22 protein-coding genes are annotated in these 20,824 nt (G+C 36.1%); 1 reads left to right on the forward strand and 21 read right to left on the reverse strand.

The genetic code is table 11. The features are described 5' to 3' along the window. Window position 1: 1 nt before the first annotated feature. The 11 genes from JHK62_RS03355 to JHK62_RS03405 form a co-directional block, all read right to left on the reverse strand. A complete protein-coding gene (locus JHK62_RS03355; protein ID WP_199575284.1) occupies window positions 2-838 on the reverse strand; it encodes a metal ABC transporter permease in 837 nt (278 codons plus the stop codon). Continuing rightward, complete coding sequence (locus tag JHK62_RS03360) at window positions 835-1,563, reverse strand: metal ABC transporter ATP-binding protein (RefSeq protein ID WP_199575285.1); 729 nt, start codon at window positions 1,561-1,563, stop codon at window positions 835-837. Before JHK62_RS03360 ends, JHK62_RS03355 begins: the two co-directional genes overlap by 4 nt. Before the next feature lie 311 nt (window positions 1,564-1,874). Beyond that, a complete protein-coding gene (locus JHK62_RS03365) occupies window positions 1,875-3,188 on the reverse strand; it encodes a cell division protein FtsQ/DivIB (protein WP_199575286.1) in 1,314 nt (437 codons plus the stop codon). Between the two features lie 11 nt (window positions 3,189-3,199). Continuing rightward, a complete protein-coding gene (locus tag JHK62_RS03370; RefSeq protein ID WP_199575287.1) occupies window positions 3,200-4,273 on the reverse strand; it encodes a UDP-N-acetylglucosamine--N-acetylmuramyl-(pentapeptide) pyrophosphoryl-undecaprenol N-acetylglucosamine transferase in 1,074 nt (357 codons plus the stop codon). A 1-nt stretch (window position 4,274) separates the two neighbouring features. Then, window positions 4,275-5,630: a UDP-N-acetylmuramoyl-L-alanine--D-glutamate ligase gene (murD, locus tag JHK62_RS03375; RefSeq protein ID WP_199575288.1), complete on the reverse strand. Its 1,356-nt coding sequence runs from the start codon at window positions 5,628-5,630 to the stop codon at window positions 4,275-4,277. Between the two features lie 122 nt (window positions 5,631-5,752). Then, entirely contained in the window at window positions 5,753-6,013 is a 261-nt protein-coding gene (locus JHK62_RS03380; protein ID WP_199575289.1) for a DUF3165 family protein, read from the reverse strand. A 22-nt stretch (window positions 6,014-6,035) separates the two neighbouring features. After that, window positions 6,036-7,886, reverse strand: a complete 1,851-nt coding sequence (gene typA, locus JHK62_RS03385) for a translational GTPase TypA (protein ID WP_199575290.1) — start codon at window positions 7,884-7,886, stop codon at window positions 6,036-6,038. Window positions 7,887-8,071: 185 nt separating this feature from the next. Then, window positions 8,072-8,464: a rhodanese-like domain-containing protein gene (locus JHK62_RS03390; protein WP_199575291.1), complete on the reverse strand. Its 393-nt coding sequence runs from the start codon at window positions 8,462-8,464 to the stop codon at window positions 8,072-8,074. 9 nt (window positions 8,465-8,473) lie between these two features. Next, the gene (locus tag JHK62_RS03395) at window positions 8,474-9,445 is read right to left on the reverse strand and encodes an ROK family glucokinase (RefSeq protein ID WP_199575292.1); all 972 of its coding nucleotides are present in this window, start codon (window positions 9,443-9,445) and stop codon (window positions 8,474-8,476) included. Then, entirely contained in the window at window positions 9,435-9,644 is a 210-nt protein-coding gene (locus tag JHK62_RS03400; RefSeq protein ID WP_199575293.1) for a YqgQ family protein, read from the reverse strand. The genes JHK62_RS03395 and JHK62_RS03400 overlap by 11 nt, the downstream gene beginning before the upstream one ends. Before the next feature lie 120 nt (window positions 9,645-9,764). Then, on the reverse strand, window positions 9,765-10,298 hold the full coding sequence (locus JHK62_RS03405) for a Dps family protein (protein ID WP_199575294.1): 534 nt from the start codon (window positions 10,296-10,298) through the stop codon (window positions 9,765-9,767). Window positions 10,299-10,669: 371 nt separating this feature from the next. Here JHK62_RS03405 and JHK62_RS03410 point away from each other — a divergent pair, with 371 nt between their 5' ends. After that, on the forward strand, window positions 10,670-10,939 hold the full coding sequence (locus JHK62_RS03410) for a prepilin peptidase (protein ID WP_199575295.1): 270 nt from the start codon (window positions 10,670-10,672) through the stop codon (window positions 10,937-10,939). Between the two features lie 399 nt (window positions 10,940-11,338). Here the strand turns inward: JHK62_RS03410 and JHK62_RS03415 are convergent, their stop codons facing one another. The 10 genes from JHK62_RS03415 to rsmD all read right to left on the reverse strand — a co-directional run bounded on the left by JHK62_RS03415 (window position 11,339) and on the right by rsmD (window position 20,802). Beyond that, the gene (locus JHK62_RS03415; RefSeq protein WP_199575296.1) at window positions 11,339-12,559 is read right to left on the reverse strand and encodes a dihydrolipoamide acetyltransferase family protein; all 1,221 of its coding nucleotides are present in this window, start codon (window positions 12,557-12,559) and stop codon (window positions 11,339-11,341) included. A gap of 14 nt (window positions 12,560-12,573) precedes the next feature. Beyond that, a complete protein-coding gene (locus JHK62_RS03420; RefSeq protein WP_199575297.1) occupies window positions 12,574-13,605 on the reverse strand; it encodes an alpha-ketoacid dehydrogenase subunit beta in 1,032 nt (343 codons plus the stop codon). A gap of 18 nt (window positions 13,606-13,623) precedes the next feature. After that, on the reverse strand, window positions 13,624-14,547 hold the full coding sequence (locus JHK62_RS03425) for a thiamine pyrophosphate-dependent dehydrogenase E1 component subunit alpha (RefSeq protein WP_425507445.1): 924 nt from the start codon (window positions 14,545-14,547) through the stop codon (window positions 13,624-13,626). A gap of 180 nt (window positions 14,548-14,727) precedes the next feature. Further along, complete coding sequence (gene lpdA, locus JHK62_RS03430) at window positions 14,728-16,068, reverse strand: dihydrolipoyl dehydrogenase (protein WP_199575298.1); 1,341 nt, start codon at window positions 16,066-16,068, stop codon at window positions 14,728-14,730. A 262-nt stretch (window positions 16,069-16,330) separates the two neighbouring features. Beyond that, a complete protein-coding gene (locus tag JHK62_RS03435; protein WP_199575453.1) occupies window positions 16,331-16,798 on the reverse strand; it encodes a VanZ family protein in 468 nt (155 codons plus the stop codon). Window positions 16,799-16,920: 122 nt separating this feature from the next. Next, window positions 16,921-17,988 (reverse strand): dual-specificity RNA methyltransferase RlmN, encoded by a 1,068-nt coding sequence (gene rlmN, locus JHK62_RS03440; RefSeq protein ID WP_199575299.1) that lies wholly within the window; start codon window positions 17,986-17,988, stop codon window positions 16,921-16,923. Next, window positions 17,985-18,575, reverse strand: a complete 591-nt coding sequence (locus JHK62_RS03445) for a YutD family protein (RefSeq protein WP_199575300.1) — start codon at window positions 18,573-18,575, stop codon at window positions 17,985-17,987. Before JHK62_RS03445 ends, rlmN begins: the two co-directional genes overlap by 4 nt. A gap of 179 nt (window positions 18,576-18,754) precedes the next feature. Then, window positions 18,755-19,795, reverse strand: a complete 1,041-nt coding sequence (locus tag JHK62_RS03450; RefSeq protein WP_199575301.1) for a SepM family pheromone-processing serine protease — start codon at window positions 19,793-19,795, stop codon at window positions 18,755-18,757. Then, the gene (coaD, locus tag JHK62_RS03455; protein ID WP_199575302.1) at window positions 19,773-20,273 is read right to left on the reverse strand and encodes a pantetheine-phosphate adenylyltransferase; all 501 of its coding nucleotides are present in this window, start codon (window positions 20,271-20,273) and stop codon (window positions 19,773-19,775) included. The genes JHK62_RS03450 and coaD overlap by 23 nt, the downstream gene beginning before the upstream one ends. Continuing rightward, window positions 20,263-20,802 carry a 16S rRNA (guanine(966)-N(2))-methyltransferase RsmD gene (gene rsmD / locus JHK62_RS03460; RefSeq protein WP_199575303.1) on the reverse strand — a complete coding sequence of 180 codons (540 nt, stop codon included), beginning with the start codon at window positions 20,800-20,802 and terminating at the stop codon, window positions 20,263-20,265. The genes coaD and rsmD overlap by 11 nt, the downstream gene beginning before the upstream one ends. Window positions 20,803-20,824 lie beyond the last annotated feature (22 nt).

The following is a 20,824-nucleotide window of genomic DNA, read 5'->3' on the forward strand; positions in this document are numbered from 1 at the left end:
GTTAACTTCTTCTCTTTCTAAAAATTTGTTGTTTTGGAGAAATAAAGAAAGAAATAATGAAAATCACTGCGGAAGTCAAGACAATACATGAGCCGACGGCAATATTAAAGGTATATCCTAAAAAGATACCTAAAACTGAAGCGACAGCTCCTATCGTCGAAGATAGTATCAGCATGTATTTTAGCCTATTCGTATACAGATACGCAGTTGCAGCAGGAGTAATCAGCATGGCAACAATGAGGATGGTTCCAACACTTTGCATAGCTGTTACGGCTACTAAGGTCAAACAAATCATCAAAAGGTAGTGGTAGAACTGTACATTCACACCTGTTGATTTTGCAAACACAGGGTCAAATGAAGTTAGTTGTAATTCCTTGAAAAAGACGATGATGACTAGTAAAACAATACCAGAAATCAGAATTGTTAACCACTTATCACTATCTTGGACAGCCAAGATATTCCCAAAAAGGATGTGAAAAAGGTCGGTTGAACTTTTGGCAACACTAACAAGAATAACGCCTAATGCTAAAAAGGCACTAAATGTTATCCCGATAGCTGTATCTCCTTTGAGAGAACTATTTTCCTTTACAAAGGTGATAATAATTGATGCTAAAAGTCCAAAAATTGTAGCGCCTAAAAAGAAATTAACTCCTAAAATATAGGACATCGCAACACCCGGTAGTACAGCATGTGAGATGGCATCGCCCATGAGCGACATGGATCTTAAAATAATAAAACACCCAACTGCCCCTGAAACAATACCTACTACAATCGCTGTCACCAAAGCATTTTGTAAAAAGTGATAGGATTGCAAACCATTAATAAAATTTTCAATCATGGTTTCACCTCGCCTTCTACAATAATTGATTCCCCATAAGCTTCTTTAAGGTTTGACATAGAATAGACAGCCTCAACATCGCCATATGCAATCAATTTGCGATCAAGTATGATGAGTTGATCAAAATATTGATGAACCTTACTCAAATCATGATGAACTACTAAAATGGTCTTACCTTCCTCTTTTAACATCTTGAGGATATCAACGATGATACTCTCACTGACAGAATCGATCCCAACAAATGGTTCGTCTAAAAAGATGTAATCAGCTTTTTGAATCAGACATCTTGCAATCAACATTCTTTGGAATTGTCCTCCAGAAAGACTGTTAATTGGTCTATCTGAAAATTCTTCTAATCCCACTTGTTTAAGAGCAACTTCGACTGCTTGCCAATCTGATTTAGAAAGGTATTTGAATAATCCTATTTTCTTATATAACCCAAGTGAGACACATTCTTTAACAGTCATTGGGAAACTGAGATCAATTTGACTTTTTTGCTCAACATAAGCTATTTTCTTTAAAACTTGCCCACTATCTTGTCCGTCTAGTTTGGTATGCCCTCCATGTTCTACAAGATTCAACATCGCCTTCATCATTGTTGATTTGCCAGCACCATTAGGACCAATAATCCCAATAATGCCTGTTTTATCAATCGTTAATGAGAGATGTTCTAAAGCAAGATTGTTTCCGTCGTATGATACGGTCAAATCTTCCATAATTATCATTATTAATCTCCTTAATGAGCTAACAATAATTACAATCAATTCAATTATACCTATCTTTTTTTAAAACGTCAACTTGAAGTCGCAAAGTCCCAAAACTAAGTCAATAGCATCTTTAAACACTTTTCTTTTTGGAGAACTATAATACAAGTCAATTCTGCCACTAAGCAAATTTCAAAAAAACAAACCTATACTACCTTCAAATACTACATCACTGACTTGATTTTATAATGATTATTTTATTTCAAAAAAAAATCCAAGCGTTAGACAGAAAATCTAGCGCTTGGAGTGCATACCATCTAGTGGTCTTTTTATTATTCACTAATAGTTGGATCAATTGGTTCGACAGTCTGAACTGGTTCTTCAGGTACAGGCTCTTCTTGACTAACTTCGTTATTAAGTTCTTCCTCATTAGCTTTTTCTTCAGCTTCAGCGGCAGCCTTCTCTTCTTCTTTTTTAGCAATATTGTCAGCTTTAACTTGATCAGAGAGTGCTTCCAAATTGTCACTTGTCGCATAAACGCCAACTTCCATATCAATAATACTACCAACTGGAACTTGTTTAGCAATATCATTGTATAACGGCATTTTAACATCTAATTGAGATAGAGGAACTCTTACTTTATTACCATCTCGCATCTTGACATCAAGTAAATCTTTGGTAGTTTTTGAGTTTGCTAATTGAATGGACTCGATGTTATCCACAAGTTCCTTATCTAATTTCATTAATTCTTTGACAAGTAAGGAAACGTCTTCTTTTTGAACTAGGTTAACCAACAAGAACTGCTCGGGCATTTGAGCTTTTGTAATTGTTGGCATTATCTCACCTGTCTCTATCACTGGTTGATAGCCTGACTCTAATTGCTGATAAGCAACGATACGATATTCTGAAACAGTAATGGTAAATCGATTTGGAAATTGGTAACTAATATTAGCACTTTTAACCCAAGGGTTACCTTTAACGACAGCTTTTTCATATTGTTTTTTGTTGGTGATTAAAGAAAATATATAATCGCTATCTTTGATCCCAGAAGTGGCATAAATCGTTTCTTCATTGCTATAAGTCATACCAGCCACCGAAATCTGCTTTTGCTTGCTGTAAGGTGTGCTCATGAAAATTGAGAAGAGTAATAAAAGCGAAAAGCCAACTAAAATAGGAAGGGCTTTTTTTATTTTCTCATCTAAAACAAAAGCTTTTCTAGGATGGGCTTTATTAGATTTTTCACCACTCTTATCTAGCTTGTCTTCTTTTTTTAGACTAGGAAGTAAACTCTTTTTTTCTTCCTCAATAGCCTCATCTTCTATAGGAGACTCATCATTTTCAAGAGAGATTTCTTTCTCATCAGCTATTTCTTTTTCATCAGAGACTTCAGATAATTCTTCTCCAAGTGCTTCCTCAGAGAGCTCTTTTTCCTCCCCATTATCAGAAGATTCCTCTTCTACTTCTTTTTCTTTTTGTCGTTTTAATTTGGCTTTTTCTATTTCTTCCTTCTTTTTTTGAAGTTCTTTTTCTTGTTTTTCTTTTTCCAATCGTTCTTTTTCTTGTTTACGCTTTTGAAATTCAAGATTTTTTTTCTGCCACTCTGTTAAAACGTCCTCTTTTTTAGGGGTTTCTTTTTTATTTGACATCTAATTTTCCTTTAGTTTTTTTCTGATATGTCTTTCATTAAAATCTGATAAAATTCCTCTAACGAGGTGGTTTCTTTGCTATTTGCCATCGTCTTTACAAAATTTTCTTGATGGCTTAGGATAAATTCAACTTGTTCATAAAAACTTTGTTCTGTCAGTTGATTTTCTGCTAATTGTAGGGCGTAGCCTTTATTTTCAAAATAAGCAGCATTTTCTAATTGGTCACCACGACTGGCCTCTTTCCCAAGAGGAACGATGAGGTGAGGCTTTTTCATAGCTAATAGCTCAAAAATAGTGTTGGACCCACCTCTTGTCACAACAAGATCCGCCATTGCCATCAAACCTTCATAGGTGTCAGTCACATAGTCAACACGGTAAAGGTTCGGACGCAATTGATTTAATGCCTTATCCCCTGAGATGTTAATGATGTTGTAGCGTTTTGTCAGTTCTTTTTGATGGGTAGAGATGAAATTATTAAACACTTTAGCTCCTGCAGAACCTCCGATAAATAAAATCGTCTTTAAGTCAGAACTGAAGTGTTCCTTTACTTCTGTCAAAAGTGGACTCACTTGAGGTGGTGTTTGAGAAATCTTCGTAATCGCCCCAACATGTTTTAACTTTGGAGAATGATGTTCTTGTTCGAAAGTCGTATACATCAAAGTAGCCAGTTTATAGGCAATTTTATTGGCAAGTCCCATTGACAAATCAGATTCATGAACATAGATAGGAATGCCGATAAGTTTAGATGCAATGACAGGAGGGACTGAAACAAAGCCTCCTTTAGAAAACAAGGCTTTCGGTTTTAGTGTCATTAAAATAAAAATAGATTGTAGAATCCCAAAGAAAACTTTGAAAAAATCAGCAAGATTTTGCCAAGAAAAATACCGGCGTAGTTTCCCCGTTGAAATACTATGGAAGGTCACTGATTCTTTAAACGCTTGAAGTTGTTCAAATTCAACACCATGTTTATCACCAATATAGTGTACTTCAAAACCATCTTCAATCAGTTTTGGAATTAATAATAAATTCAAAGTCACATGACCAACAGTGCCACCACCGGTTAAAACAATTTTCCCTTTAGCCATCTCAAACTCCTTTTAACTCATTGAAGGTCGCAATAAATTCATCGCCACGCACCTCAAAATTATCATACATATCCCAACTAGCATTAGCGGGGCTTAGTAAAATCGTATCTCCTTTAGAGGCTGTCTTAAAAGCTAACCGTGTTGCCTCTTTGACATCTTTAGCTTGAAGATAAGGCACATTAGCCTTTTGCGCAGCCTTTATCATACGAGGAGCTGATTGTCCAATAAGAATCATGACTTTTAAGCCTTTGATATCTTCAACTAATTCATCAAATTCATTCCCGCGATCTAATCCACCAGCAATAAGTAAAACATTTTCATTATTAAAACCAGAAAGAGCCTTTTGTGTCGCCAAAATATTGGTCGATTTACTGTCATTGAAGAAAGAAACGCCTTCGATGCTACCAATGGACTGTAAACGGTGCTTTACCCCACCAAAATGAGATAAAACGTTCACAATTGTTTGATTAGAGACCTCAAATAATTTTGCAACAGCAATGGTCGCCAAAGCATTTTCGATATTATGTAAGCCAGGGACACCTAACTGATCAACCGACATAATCTTTTCCTGACGATAATAAAGATTACCCTCTTTCAGATAAGCCCCGTCCACTACTTCTTCAGTCGAAAATGGGACTAAGGTTGCTTTAGTAGTACTTGCTAATGTTTTTAACAAGTCTTGGTTAACATTAATAACGAGAAAATCAGAAGCGGTCATTTTTTGCTGAATTGCCCATTTAGCCTTAACATAGTTATCAAATGACCCATGATAATCGATATGGGTAGGCATAATATTAGTGATAACAGCAATATGTGGTTTAAAAGCTTCAATTCCCATCAATTGAAAGCTAGACAATTCCATGACTAAAACATCATTTTTTGAAACAGATTGTGCCACTTCACTGGCTGGAAAGCCAATATTCCCAGCAAGATGGGCAGCTACTCCACTAGCATTTAAAACATTTTCAATCATTGTTGTTGTGGTTGTTTTACCGTTAGAACCAGTAATACCAACAATTGGTGCTTCTGAAATTAAATAAGCAAGCTCAACCTCAGTATAGATAGGAATCTCTTTAGACATAGCTAATTGGAGCATAGGGTTGCTATAAGGAATGCCAGGGTTTTTGACGATAAAGCTAAATTCTTCATCCAATAATTCTAGCGGGTGATGACCACAAATCACTCTAATACCTTCAGCTAAAAGAGATTTAGCACCAGGATTATCTTCAAGTGGTTTAGCATCATTAACAGTCACTATTGCTCCCAATTTAGTGAGTAATCGTGCTGCTGCTGCTCCTGATCGGGCTAAGCCCAAGACTAAAACTTTCTGATTATTAAATTGCGATAGTTGTTTCATTTTTCTTTCCCATTCGTTCTTGACGTTGTTTCTATTTTACCTTTAATCAGCCACTTTTTCAACCGTTATTAGATGGTAAAAAGGTTTGTTTATTGCTTTTATTAAGCAGATTAAAAAGATAGCTATTGGCTATCTTTTGTTTCTATTTTATTTGACAATTTAACCACATCTTTTACAATGTAAAAACCAGCGACCAGCATGCCTAAAATCACATAGACTTCTGGCGGTGATTCGATTAGTTTAATCGCACCCATTCCTATGACAAAGACAGCAAAAGAAATAATCGCAACTATCATAATCATATTCATAGTGTTTTTTATTGTCTTGGAAGCGACAAATAGGTAATACAAAACAATCAAAATAGCAATTATTAAGTAAAACATCTATTTCTCCTTCCAAACAATATTATTCTTCTGATTCTGAATTTTTCTTCTTTTTAGATGCTTTGGCACGAAGATTCTTATCAAGAATTTGCTTACGAAGACGAATAGATTCAGGTGTGACTTCCATATATTCATCATCATTTAAAAATTCTAGTGATTCTTCAAGGGTTAAAATACGTGGTGTTTTGATCACTGAAGTCTGATCTTTAGTGGCAGAACGAACGTTTGTCATTTGTTTTGCCTTGGTAATGTTGACTGTCAAGTCATTATCACGAGAGTTCTCTCCGATAATCATCCCTTCATAAACTTCTGTTCCTGGATTGACAAAAATGGTACCACGTTCTTCAATAGACATGATGGAGTAGGTTGTTGCTTTACCCGCATCAATAGACACAAGGGCACCGCGATGACGACCTCCAATTTCAGCTCGCACAAACGGCATGTAACTGTCGAAGGTATGGTTCATGATACCATAGCCACGAGTCATTGATAGAAATTCTGTTGTGTAACCAATCAATCCTCTAGCGGGCACCATGAAAATCAAACGTGTTTGACCATTGCCGGTAGATTGCATATCAATCATCTCACCTTTTCGTTCTGATAAGGATTGAATAACTGATCCTTGGTACTCTTCTGGCGTGTCAATTTGCACGCGCTCAAACGGTTCCATCTTAACACCATCAACTTCTTTGATGATTACTTCTGGACGTGAGACTTGAAGTTCATAGCCTTCACGTCTCATGGTTTCAATTAAGATAGACAAATGTAATTCACCACGACCTGACACGGTCCATTTATCTGGGGAGTCAGTTGGGTCAACACGAAGAGAGACATCGGTTTGTAATTCTGCTAATAAACGCTCTTCCACCTTACGAGAAGTAACAAATTTCCCTTCACGTCCTGCAAAAGGAGAATTATTAACTAAGAACGTCATTTGAAGCGTTGGCTCGTCAATATGAAGAATAGGTAGTGGCTCAACAGCATCTGTTGGTGTCACTGTTTCACCAACGAAAATATCTTCCATTCCTGAAACAGCAATCAAATCTCCAGCTTTTGCCTCTTTAATCTCACGACGCTCTAGGCCAAAGAAACCAAATAGTTTTGTTACTCTAAAGTTTTTTGTAGTGCCATCTAATTTTGAGAGGGTTACTTGGTCACCGACTTTTACTGTTCCTCTAAAGACACGACCAATCCCAATACGACCAACAAAATCATTATAATCTAATAATGATACTTGAAATTGAAGGGGCTCATCTGAATTATCAATAGGAGCTGGAATGTGTTCGATAATGGTATCAAATACAGGGGCCATTGTTTTTTCTTGGGCACTAGGATCATCTGATAAAGAAGATGTTCCATTAATAGCTGAAGCATAAACAACAGGGAAATCAAGTTGTTCATTATCAGCTCCAAGTTCGATAAATAGCTCTAATACCTCATCAACAACTTCTGCTGGACGTGCTGATGGTTTATCAATTTTATTGACAACAACGATAGGAATTAAATCTTGCTCCAAAGCTTTTTTCAAAACAAAGCGTGTTTGTGGCATGGTTCCTTCATAGGCATCAACAACTAAAACAACACCATCAACCATCTTCATAATACGTTCCACTTCTCCACCAAAGTCAGCATGCCCTGGGGTATCCATGATATTAATACGTGTATCGTTATATAAAACGGCTGTGTTTTTAGCTAAAATAGTAATCCCACGCTCTTTTTCAATATCATTTGAATCCATCGCGCGTTCATCTAGTGTTGTTCTAGCATCTAAGGTTTTTGATTGTTTTAATAATTCGTCAACAAGTGTGGTTTTCCCATGGTCAACATGGGCGATAATAGCAATGTTACGAATGTCTTCTCTTAATTTGGTCATATAATCCTCTATATCTTTTAAATTCAACTCATGAATTATATCATAAATTTACTCAAATAACAGTGATAAGGTGGTTGTAAATGTTTTCAGAAACAATAAAACTACTTTTTAATGCTGATTTAGACTGAAAAATTGGAAAAACAAGAAGCTCTTAGCCCCTTGCTTTTAGTAATGATTAAGCATGATTACCCTTTTTTCTTTTTGCCATCCCAGTAATCATAACCAAATTTCAAGACATAAATCTCTTGAAAACCTGCTTTTTTGAGCTCTACAACTGCTCGACCAACCCCTTTACTACGATTACTGTCATATAGTAAAACAGGTTTATCTTTTCTCAAAGCGGACAAAGAAGTTTTAAATTGACCAATTGGAAAATTTCTAGCTCCCATAATATGCTCACGTTTAAAGACTGATGGTTCTCTGATATCAATTAATTGTCCTGTTCTCATCAAGGCTGCAAATTCTTCATTTTCGATAAATTTAGAGGCTTTTCTAATTCTAAAGTAGTTCCAAATCGTCCATCCGATAAAACCAATCACACCAATCCAAAGTATAATTGTCACAATATTGTTTGTCATAACTCTCCTTTATTCTTCCATTAACTGACTCGCTAAGCTGGCTGCACCAATAATGCCTGCATCATTTCCCAACTCCGCTATTTTAATTTTGGTTGATTGTCTAACTTGTGGGAAGGTAAATGTTTTAAAATATTTTTCAATACGAGCACGTAAAAATTCTCCAGCTGCAGATACCCCTCCACCAATCACAATACTATCAGGGTTTAAAATATTACTAATATTGGCTGTAGCAAGACCGAGATAAAAACCTACTTTTTCCACAATACTGTTAGCAAAACTATCACCAGATTCGGCAGCAACAAAAATAGCCTTACTTGTTACTTCTTCACCATTATCAAGCGCTAACTTAATCTTTGAATCTCCTTCATAGGCTTCTGCTAATTGACGTGCTACACGGACCACACCTGTTGCTGAAGCAACTGTTTCAAGACAGCCATGACTACCACAAGTACAAAGAAAACCATTGGTAGGTTCAACAATCATATGGCCAATTTCACCACCGGCACCAGCAACACCATGAACAAGTTTGCCGTCAGTGATGATTCCACCACCCACACCAGTTCCAAGAGTCATAAAGACAACATCAGAATGATTATTGCCAGCACCAACCCAGCGTTCCCCTAAGGCTGCAACATTAGCATCATTATCAATGGCAAAAGGAATGCCAATTTCTCTTTCAATGACTGAGCCAACTTCTTGTGTTTTGGCCCAATTGAGATTGTAGGCACCTGTCACCGTTTTTAACTGACGATCAACTGCTCCAGGAGAACCCATACCAATACCAACGAAATCATCCTTTGTCAGACCATAAAGATCTAAACGATGTTTAATAGACGCAACAATATCAGGAACAATATGTTTGCCATCTTCTAAAATATTGGTTTCAATTGCCCACTTTTCTTGAAGGTCACCTTCTAGTGTTAGAATACCAAATTTGATGGTGGTTCCACCTAAATCAATTCCTAGTAGCTTATTTGCCATTTTCTTTTTCCTCTTCTATCCTGTGCTCTCGCCTTAAAATCAATTCAGCAATCAGATAATCATCTTTTTCAATCAAGCCATTATCATAGAGTCGTTCTAACTCAATTTTCATCATTTCAATATCATAAAGACGCTTGCCGAGATAGACAAAAATGCCAAAATGCTTTAGTAACTGCTGCACATCATAAAGTGTTTTCATACACTGATTTTACCAAAAAGAGCCCCTTTTTTCAAGATATAATGCAATCGGTTTCTATAAAAGAGTAATTGTTGGCAATAAAAAAACCTAGAAAAATTTTCCTAGGCTTTTTGGTTATCATTATCTAATTCCTGGTTTATTGCCAAGCTCTGCTTGAAGCATCCATAATGTTTTTTCTGCATCAGTTTGAGCTGCTACAAATAAATCATTTGAAGGATCATCGCCTTCTTCATCCGTCACATCTAGACCTACTTGGTAAAGGTTAGCTAAATAGCTATAAACTTCTACCAAACGATTTAAGTGATCTTCAATAGTTTTATCAAAAGAACCAGGTACTTCTTCTAGTTTAGAGTGCTCATCAAATTCTTTAAGAGTAGAATAAGGTGCTCCTCCGATAGTAATTAAACGTTCACTAATTTCATCAAGATGTTCATTTAAACCATCCATTAACTCATCCATTTTTGGATGAAGATGGAAGAATCCTCTTCCTCTCATATACCAGTGGATTTGGTGAACGATTGAAGCCGCCTTAGAAAGATCAGCAACAGTTTGATTTAAGACCGCTTTTGTTTTAGAATTGCTTTCTGTTTCTTCCTTTTTTGTAATGTTATGAACGACTGATGCATAAATTTTTTCAACACTAATTGTACTCATATTTCTCTCCTTATTTAGAATTATTATTATTTACATTTTTATTGTAACGCTTTTCTGATTAAAAAGCAACTGTTTTGATTGTTTTAGAAACTATTTTCGAATAAAGAATTATGACCTTTTTCATAAAACGATTATATTTCTTCTGTCAAGCCTTTAAGAATGGCTTAAGCAAACAAAAAGTCTATCTTTCAAGACCAAAGATAGTTACCTCCCTACTATTAGTTATGATGATTGCTTTATTAATAATAGTTAAATGGGAGATTATCACAAATACTACACCACTCATTTGGATAATAGGCATCAGTTTATTACTCAGTCTTTATGATATTTTTTACCAAGAATATCCTGTCATTATTTGGGTGATATTTACTTTGAGTACAATCCTTTTTTATCCTATAACACTGACTGCGATCACTTTATTTTTACTGGCTCTTTTAGCAGAATTTCGAGAGATTAAAATAGGAAGTGGTGATTTGTTTTACCTTAGTACAATCAGTCTAACTATTACTATTTGGCAACTCTCTTGGCTCATTCAACTGGCAAGTCTCATGGGAATACTAATCATTTTACTAGGGCAAAACAATAAAAGACCTGTTCCCTTCATTCCCTTTTTGACCTTGGCTTATTGCCTTATCCTTTAAAACACAAAAGGTATTTTATAAACTTCTGTTGCCACTTCACCCAATTACCAGTTAGTTGAAAGAAAAATGATCCCCTTATAAGCCATTTTTCTAAATTAAAAAAGATATGGTTTTAAATGACATTAAAGACTAGTTTTCTTATAAAATGTGATGTCTTTTTTGATCATAGTGGTCATCCATTTTTATTGGATTTTCTCCTGTTTTGGAGAGATAAAGATACACTCGTTAAGATAAAGTTGCCAGTCAACACAGACTCATTTCGTATCTAGTGAATAAGCTTTTTAAAACATAGTAAAACACTCCTGATTCAATCTTACTTGATGTCATCAGAAGTGTTTTTATTGCGTCTCATTCGATTAGCGCTGTAGTATTAATCATTTGCCCTATCGCTACTTTTAATTAAAATAACAATTGGTAAGGATCTTCTAAATAATCAACAACACTTCCCAAAAACTCTGCAGCAGGTGCCCCATCTATAATCTGATGGTCAAATGTTAGACTGAGTGGAAGATAAGATTTTTTCACCAGTTGATCATTTGAATCTAAATCCAGTTGTTTTTGGGTTTGGCCAACTCCAAGGATTGCAACTTCAGGTGAATTAAGTATTGGAGTGAAATATTCAACACCTGCAGCTCCTAAGTTGGTAATTGAAAATGTTGAACCAGAATAAAGGTTTGAAGGAAGTGTGCCTTTACGCGCCTGAGTTGATAATTCTTTAATAGACTGACCTAATTCTGATAATGTCATTTTATCAGCATTTTTAATGACAGGTACAACAAGTCCATCATCAAGTGAGGTAGCCATACCGATATGAATTTCTTCATTGGTGATTAATTGACCATTTGAATACCAAACATTGATATTTGGATGATTTCTCAATGCTTTGGTAACTGCCTTAGTGAGTAAAGTTGTTATGCCAAGTTCACCATTTTCCAATGGCATTTTGACACGTCCTTTAATTTCTGTTCTAAAATCAAGTAATGATGTGATGTCTGCTTTCCTATGTAGGGTTAGTTGCGCTGCATTTTGCAAACTAGACATCATTCTTGTTGCAATTGTCTTACGCATACCTTCAAGACCAGTTCCATAAACTTGATTATTTTGAACTTGTGTTTGTAAGACAGAGTCTGTGCTTGGTTTAAAGTTTTCAACATCCCTTCTTGTGATACGACCATTTCCTCCGGTTCCAGGGATTTCTTCAATGTTATAGCCTTTTTCTTTAGCAATTTTTCTTGCCAAAGGGGTAATGAAAATCCGATCTGATCCTGAACCTTTAGTTGCTATTTTTTTGACTTCAGTGGTTGAAGTTGATTCCTTATCAGCTGACTGCTTTTCAGGCTCAGCTTTCTGGTCTTGTCCCTCTTGCAAAGGAAGTTCTTCTCCTTCTTGTCCAATGAAAGCTATTGGTTCTTTACATTTTACAGTATCTCCTGCTTCATAAAGAATTTTTAAGACCGTTCCAGATGCAGGACTTTCAACATCACTGGTTAATTTTTCTGAACTAATTTCTAAGATGGGTTGTCCAGTTGAAACAGCATCTCCTTCTTTTACCAACCAATTGTTAATAACACCTTCTGTCATGGTTAGTCCAAGTTTGGGCATTACTACTTCTTTAGCCATAATGTACCTCCCTTCTATGCTTTCAAATCTTCAATGAGTTCAGAAGCACTATTTAATACTTTTTGAGCATCAGGAATATACATTTGTTCAAGATTTGAGGCAAATGGAACGGGTACATTAGGAGCACAGACACATTTAATTGGTCCATCCAAATAATCAAATGCTTCATCCGTAACAACAGAAGCAATATCAGTTGCAGTGTTGTTATGAGGGTTAGCTTCATCAACCACAATCAATCGACCAGTTTTCTTAACAGATTCAATGATAGTTTCCTTGTCCCATGGTGCAACTGTTCGAAGATCAATAACTTCAACTGAAATACCATCTTTCTCAAGCTTGTCAGCTACTTCGAAAGCAACATATAACATTTTACCAATGGTGACAATTGTTAAGTCCTTCCCTTCTCTTTTTACTTCAGCTTTTCCAATTGGAACAGTATAATAGTCCTCTGGCACATCACCTTTCATACCATATAAGGTTTTATCTTCTGAGAAAATAACAATATTATCATCTTCAATCGCTGATAATAATAAGCCCTTAGCGTCATAAGGTGTTGCTGGAACAACTACTTTGATTCCAGGAATGGCACCAAAAAGACCATAGTATGAACCTGAGTGTTGAGCGGCTGCAGATGCTCCAGCACCATGCATGGTTCTAACAGTCATCGGAACTTTTGCCTTTCCGCCAAACATATAGCGCATTTTCGACCCTTGCCCTAATAAAGCATCAAAACAAAAACCGATAAAGTCATTAAACATTAATTCAGGGACTGGTCGTAAACCAGTTAAGGCCATCCCTACAGAGGCGGACATATAACCATGTTCTGAAATTGGGGTATCAATGACACGATCACGACCATATTTAGGCATCAATCCTTTAGTGACGCCCATAACACCTCCCCATGCCTCTTGATTTTCATCTTCAAGGTGATTTACCGTGACTCCACCAGCTATATCTTCACCAAGTAGAACCACAGTGTCATCTTTTGCCATTGCTTGATCAAGTGCTTCATTAATAGCCTTCATAAATAATACTTGTCTAGACATTGTAAATCCTCCTTCATATTATTCTGCAAAGACGTCTTCTAATAAGGCTTCTGGTTTAGGAATTGGACTTTCTTGGGCAAATGCAATTGCTGCTTCTATGTCGTCTTCAGAGTCTTTCTTAATTTCTAATAGCTCTTCTTCTGTGAGTATGCCTTCTTTCAAAACATAATCCTTGAAAACTTCTAAAGCATCGACATCAGCCCAATCTTTTTCAATCCCTTCTGGAGCTTTGTATTTCTGCTCATCTCCCTCAAAGTGTCCGTAATTACGATAAGTTACTGCTTCAATTAAAGTTGGCCCTTGACCACTGCGAGCGCGTTCAATAGCATCTTTAGCAACTTCATAAACTGCAAATAAATCTTTACCATTGACGCGGACACCAGGCATATTATATGCTAACGCTCTTTCAGCAATTGTTGGCGAACCGGATGAATACCATTGAGGTGTCGATTCGGCAAATAGATTGTTTTCATTAACAAAGATAACAGGAAGTTTCCAAATAGAGGCCATATTCAAACATTCATGGAAGTTTCCTTCATTGGCAGCACCATCTCCAAAGAAACAGACTGCTACACTATCAGTTTTTAAATATTTATTGCGCATGGCAGCTCCGATAGCTAATCCAAAACCGCCACCAACCATTCCGTTAGCTCCCAGAATTCCCTTATCTAAGTCAGCAATATGCATGGAGCCACCTTTACCTTTACCGAGACCGGTAGATTTACCAAAAATCTCCGCCATCATTCCTTTAAGGTCTCCACCTTTTGCAACACAATGACCATGACCTCTATGTGTTGAAGTGATATAATCTGCATCTGTTAGATTAGCACAAACACCAGTAGCAATAGCTTCCTCACCAGCGTATAAATGAACAAATCCTGGAATGTCACCCGCCGCAAAGAAGCGACGGGCACTCTCTTCAAAATTGCGGATATCCCACATTAACTTGTAAATGGATTTCACTTTTTCTTTTGGGATATCTCCTGCTTGTAAATCCTCAATAGTTTTAACGGTAACATCAAAAGTTTCAAAGGTATTTAGTTGACGTTTTGACGCCATCAACTCTTGTGGTAAGTCTTGATAATGTGACATCATAAATCCTCCTTCACTAATGCTCTAGATTTATTGGGTAACGACATTTTTTGAGACTTCTTGAATAAGTTCTGATACTGTAGGGTGGGCAAAGATAGATTCAACGACTTGGTCGTAGGTCGCTTCAGCATCTTTCAAAAGAATGAGACTCTGCAATAGATCCGTGCTATGAGGCCCAACAATAATAGCCCCTAAAATGAGATGGTATTTTTTCTCTGAAATCAGTTTAACGAATCCCTTTGTTTCATTTGAAGCAATTGCTCGACCATTATATGAAAAAGGAAGTTCCTTAACGATTAGATCATAACCAGCTTCTTTGGCCTCGGCTTCTGATAAACCAAAAGAGGCCACTTCAGGATTTGTATATAACGCTCTAGGAACAGAGGTTTGATCAAGTACTTCCTCAGCATTTCTTAGAATGGCTTTTACAGCTTTAATCCCTTCTTTACTAGCAACATGCGCTAACATATACGAATCAATGAGATCTCCAATGGCGTAAACTCCTGCCTGAGAGGTTTCATAATAATCATCCACTTTTACAAATTTCCGACTTGTCAACTCCAAGCCCATTGCTTGAGCCAAATCAAGGTTGGGCTTACGTCCAGTCGCAACTAGTAAGTGACTGTAATCAATTTCTTTAGAGTCTAAAACGACTTTATCATTCGTGATTGCTTGAATTTTGGCATGCTCAAAAATCTTAACACCCAAGTTGGATGTTAATTCTTTTTTTATTATCTTGCGAGCAGCCTCATCCTCTGTCAGTAAAATCTGAGGAGCTACTTCAACAACCGTTACATCGACTCCTAATGGTGCCATGGCAAAGGCTAACTCAATAGCAATAACACCACCACCAATGATTACTAATTTTTGAGGCAATTCTTTGACATCAAAAAAGGTATCTGTCGTCAAATAGGGAACCTTATCAATGCCATCGATTGGTGGAACAAATGGGTGGCTACCCGTTGCTAAGATAACGTTTTTCCCTGAAAACAGCTGATTATTGACTTTAAATTGTTTGTCTTTAACAAACTCAGCTTCTCCTTCAATAAAATCAATGTTTAATCCTTTGAAGGTTGAATGAATTCCTGCCTGTAAAGTTGATACCACCTGATTTTTACGATCAACTAATTTTGAAAAATCAATCCTCCTTATTTCTGAATCAATGCCAAATTGTTTGGCTTCCTTAAACGTTTGAAGCCAGTGACTGTGTTGTAAATAGGCTTTGGACGGAATACAGCCTACATTTAAACAGGTACCGCCAATTTTAGAGCGCTCAATAACGGCTACCTTTTTTCCATTTTTAGCTGCTTCTTCCGCTGCTACATAACCACCTGGCCCCGCACCTATAATTAAAATGTCATATTGTTTCACTTTTTCACTCCTTTCTTAAATCTTAAAGTAGCAAAAAATTAGAAAACGTTTTCATCAATTTAATTATAGCACTCTTAAAATATAAGTTCAAAAAAATAGCCCGAATTATTTTGTCAAGTAAAACAAATAATTTATCTCACCTACTCACCCTTTTTACGCCATTTAAAATAGTTCAAATAGTTGTTATCAAATTGATAGTGCATAAGCCATCCTTCTTAGATTCTCATTGAAAGGAAATATGTCATCATAAAAAACCTCTGTTTTAAAACAGAGGTTTTTTATGACGTTGATGCTGATGTTTCATCCATTTATAAGTCAATAAAGCTAGTAAACCACCGAGTGTATTGGTCCATAAATCATCAATTTCAAAAACGCGATTTGCATCAATTAGAAGGTCTAAAATTACTTGAGTTGACTCAATCCCCAAGCTTATGAAAAAACTAATCAAGATAACTTTTTTAACTGTGCTTATTCTTGGAAACAAGAACAAAATACCTAAAACAAATGGGTAAAGTAGCAAAACATTAGTGAGATTTTGAAAAATAATCCAGAGCAATTCCCAACTGTTTGCCGCTTGACTGGCATTAATCACTGAGTTAAAAGGTGTTAAAAGAACTACAACACGACCATAATGTTCTATCCCGGGTGTCTCAAACCCTGAAATATCAATCTGAGGCGTAAAACAAAGTAGGGCAATTAAGAAAGCATAAAGTCCTACCAAAAAGAACATCAGAAAACGATAGTTGGGTTTTAAATGAAACTGTCGATCAACGATTCTTTTCAAATGAGTTAAATCCTTCCTCTTTTTTTGTTCAATTTGACATCAACAATAAAATCTACTCGTTTAGCTTGTTATTTTACTGTCATCTCTTTTTTCATTGTTTTTGATCTTAATTGACCACAAGCCGCATCAATATCGGTACCATGTTCTTGTCTGACCACACAATTAATCCCATGTTTTTTTAGCACATCGTAAAAAGCAGATACTCGATTTTTAGGACTTCTACTGTATTGATCGTGCTCTGACACAGGATTATATGGAATTAGATTGACATAGGACAACTTTTTAATGTCTTTTAATAACTGGCTTAATTCAGTCGCTTCTTTGACACTATCATTGACTTCATTTAGCATGATGTATTCAAATGTCACTCGACGATTGGTCGTTTGAATGTAGTAATGAATAGCATCAAATAATTTTTCAATCGGAAAAGCACGATTAATCTTCATAATGCTAGTTCTTAAGTCATTATTAGGGGCATGAAGAGAAACAGCTAGGTTAACTTGAATCCCTTCATTAGCGAACTCTTTTATTTTGTGTGCTAACCCTGACGTAGAAACAGTGATATGACGTGCACCAATAGCGAGACCATTATCATCATTGATTGTTCTTAAAAACGCAAGGACATTTTTGTAGTTATCAAACGGTTCACCAATCCCCATCACCACGACATGACTCACGCGCTCACCTAGGTTTCTGTCATCAAAGTATTTTTGAACCAACATAATTTGGGCGGTTATTTCACCACTTGTTAAATCTCTTTGTTTTTTAATGAGACCACTAGCACAAAACGTACAGCCAATATTACAACCGACTTGCGTTGTTACACAAACAGATAAACCATAATGTTGCCTCATCAACACCGTCTCAATCAACATCCCATCAGGTAATTCAAACAAGTACTTGACAGTACCGTCAGCAGATTCTTGAACAATTTTTTGAGCCAGAGGATTAAGACAAAACTGCTCCTTTAACTTATCAATCGTTGATTTGGAAACATTTGTCATTTCGTCAAATTGTTGAATACGTTTACGATACAACCAATCCCATATTTGTTCGGCACGAAACTTTTTTTCACCGTTATCTAATGCCCACTTAATCACTTCTTCACGAGTGAGCCCATATATAGAAGGTTTCATTTGTTATTTCCTTTTTTCCTAATAATAAAATCTTTTTCGCCACTTTTTTGCGAAGTCTCTTTTTGAGGATTTTTAATCTGTTTTTTACGTTTGGCTTTCTTAAGCTGGAAATTTTGATTTTTGGACAATTCTTTTTGATTATTATCTGTTTGAGAAGCTTTAGTATTTTGATTTGATGTTTTTTTACGTCTTGGTCTACGTTTTCTAGAACGTCCTTTAAATTCTTCCTTAGGCATTTCTTTTGGCGCTTTGTTTTCTAACACAAAATAAGCACAACCAAAGCTACAGTATTCTTTTATATAATCCTCTAGTCGACTAATTTTCAAAGCATTAGCCGTCTTTTTATCATCTTTATAAAACCCTTTTAAACGCAGTTGTTCACTGGCCCAGTCGCCAACAATATAATCATATTTTAACATTAATTCTGAAAAGCGTTGACTAAAACTGGTTGTGTCAAAAGCATTTTTAAAGTTTTCTAACATGGTAAATTCAATATCATCCGATTTAACAATATTGTCAAATGACACAAATTGTGGCCCAGGAAACTTATTGTAATTAAACAATTCAGGTTCAATTTCTTTTCTCATAATCTTCCTTTCGTTTTATTTTTAATAGAAGTTATTATTCTTATTTTCAATATTCTAACCTATTCATTATACACTATTTTTCTTGTTTTGTAAGCGACGACAAACATAAATAGACCAGCCTTTTTGAAATCATTTATGTTAAAAGCGAAACACAAACGCTTTTTGTGTCTCGCTTTCTTTTAGTGTTCTCTTAGATAGGCTATCGCTTCCTCAACTGTTTTAACAGGCACTATTTTCATGTCTGTTTTTAAGGCCTTTGCAGCCTCTAAAGCTTCCTCATAATTGGTTTTTGCCTCTGGATTAATCTTTTTGAATTCCTCAGAAACAGGATTATTTGGAGCAAAGAAAATGCTAGCCCCAATCTCATCAGCAGAAACCACCTTCTTATCAATACCACCAATATCACCGACAGAGCCATCTTGCTCTATTGTTCCAGTCCCAGCAATAATACGACCTTTTCTTAAATCCTCATCAATCAGTTGGTCATAGATATCAAGAGTAAACATCAAGCCAGCACTTGGGCCACCAACGCCTTCTGTATTAAAATTAACTGGAATTTGTGTGTTAACCTCTGTATGATCCACTAAACCAATACCAATCCCGTTTTTCCCATTTTCAAGCTTTATAATTTTACCAGTAGCACTTTCATCATTACCATTTGAAGTGTATTGAACCGTAACGTCATCACCAATGTTCAAACCACCCACATAATCGATTAAATCCTTTGAAGATTGGAAGGTTTTGCCATTGACACCAGTTACTGTATCAGCTAGATTGAGAGTGTTTTTAAAAGTGGAGTCCTCAGAAACACTTAAAACATAAACCCCTTGATAGTCCAATTTAGCCTCTTTGCCAGCTAATTTCAAGGCTTGGTAGATGGCACTATTTTGTGAGGTTTCCATGTAGAATTGATTGATTCGCCAGTAGTCTTCTTGACTATAGCCCCCAGTTGTTTCTTCGATTGTGGTAATATCAGCAAAAGGAGAAAACCAAGAGTAAACAATTTGTGCGAGGCTTGCTCGACTAACTGTCACAGCCACAAAATTATAAGAGCCCTCTTCGTTGTCGTCTGTTTCATTGACCGTTAAAACACTTCTAATATCATAGGCCCCACCCGGTGTTTCCATGTAGTAAGGAAGTGGGATGGCAAACGCACCAATGATAAATAGGACTGTAAAAATACTTATTAACCACCATTTAAATTCTTTTATTGTTTTCACTTATTCTCTCCAATTCTTCTATAACACTTTTAGGGACAAACTGAGAAATATCTTGTTTAAAATGTAACAATTCTCGGACACGACTAGAACTAATAAACTGTAATTCTGGCTTTGACAGGAGGTAGACGGTTTCTATCTTTCCTAAAAGATGATGATTAAAAAATTCTAACCCCATTTCGTAATTCAAATCCTCAGCATTACGAATCCCCCTAAACAAAATGGTTGCTCCAATTTTTTGAGCGACTGCTACTGTTAGTTGATTTGTAGATGTAATGACTGTGACATTATCAATATCAGCTAAGGCATTGATAAGCATTTTTTCTCTCAGCTCTTTAGAAAACAGAGTCTTTTTTTCCTTGTTATAAAATAGACCAACGTAAAGTTTGTCTACTAGTTTTGCTGCTCTTTTAATCACATCAATATGACCTATTGTCACTGGGTCAAACGTTCCTGTATATAATCCTATTTTACCTGACATAAACGGTTACCTTACTAATTCCATAACTTTTTTGTTTCCAAATTCCAAATGCACTAATTTCTTCTGGTAGTAAGACAGCTTTATCTGTCTCACAGACAATCATCACATTTTTTGACAAAAGGTGTAATTCTTCCAACGCTATGATTGTTTTGACAATCTCTTCTTTGGCATAAGGAGGATCTATCAACACCAAATCAAATGGACCAACTAATTGAGCCATTGCTCTTTTAGCATCCATCTTAAAGAGTTTAAATTGGTTTTCTGCCTTAGTCATCTTGATATTGGCTTGAATCACTTTTTGAGCACGATGGTCTCTTTCAACTAAAACAGCTTCAGACATTCCTCTTGAAACAGCTTCAATCCCCAAGCCCCCACTACCAGAAAACAAATCTAACACTCGACCGCCATCAAAAAATGGCCCAATCATACTAAAAATAGCACCCTTGACTTTATCTGAGGTTGGCCTTGTGGTTTTACCCTCTAGAGTCACTAGGGGTCGTCCACGAAATTGACCAGCAATTACCTTCAAACTATTACCTCCTGATACCATT

The organism is Streptococcus pacificus, assembly GCF_016481305.1.
GTDB lineage: Bacteria > Bacillota > Bacilli > Lactobacillales > Streptococcaceae > Streptococcus > Streptococcus pacificus.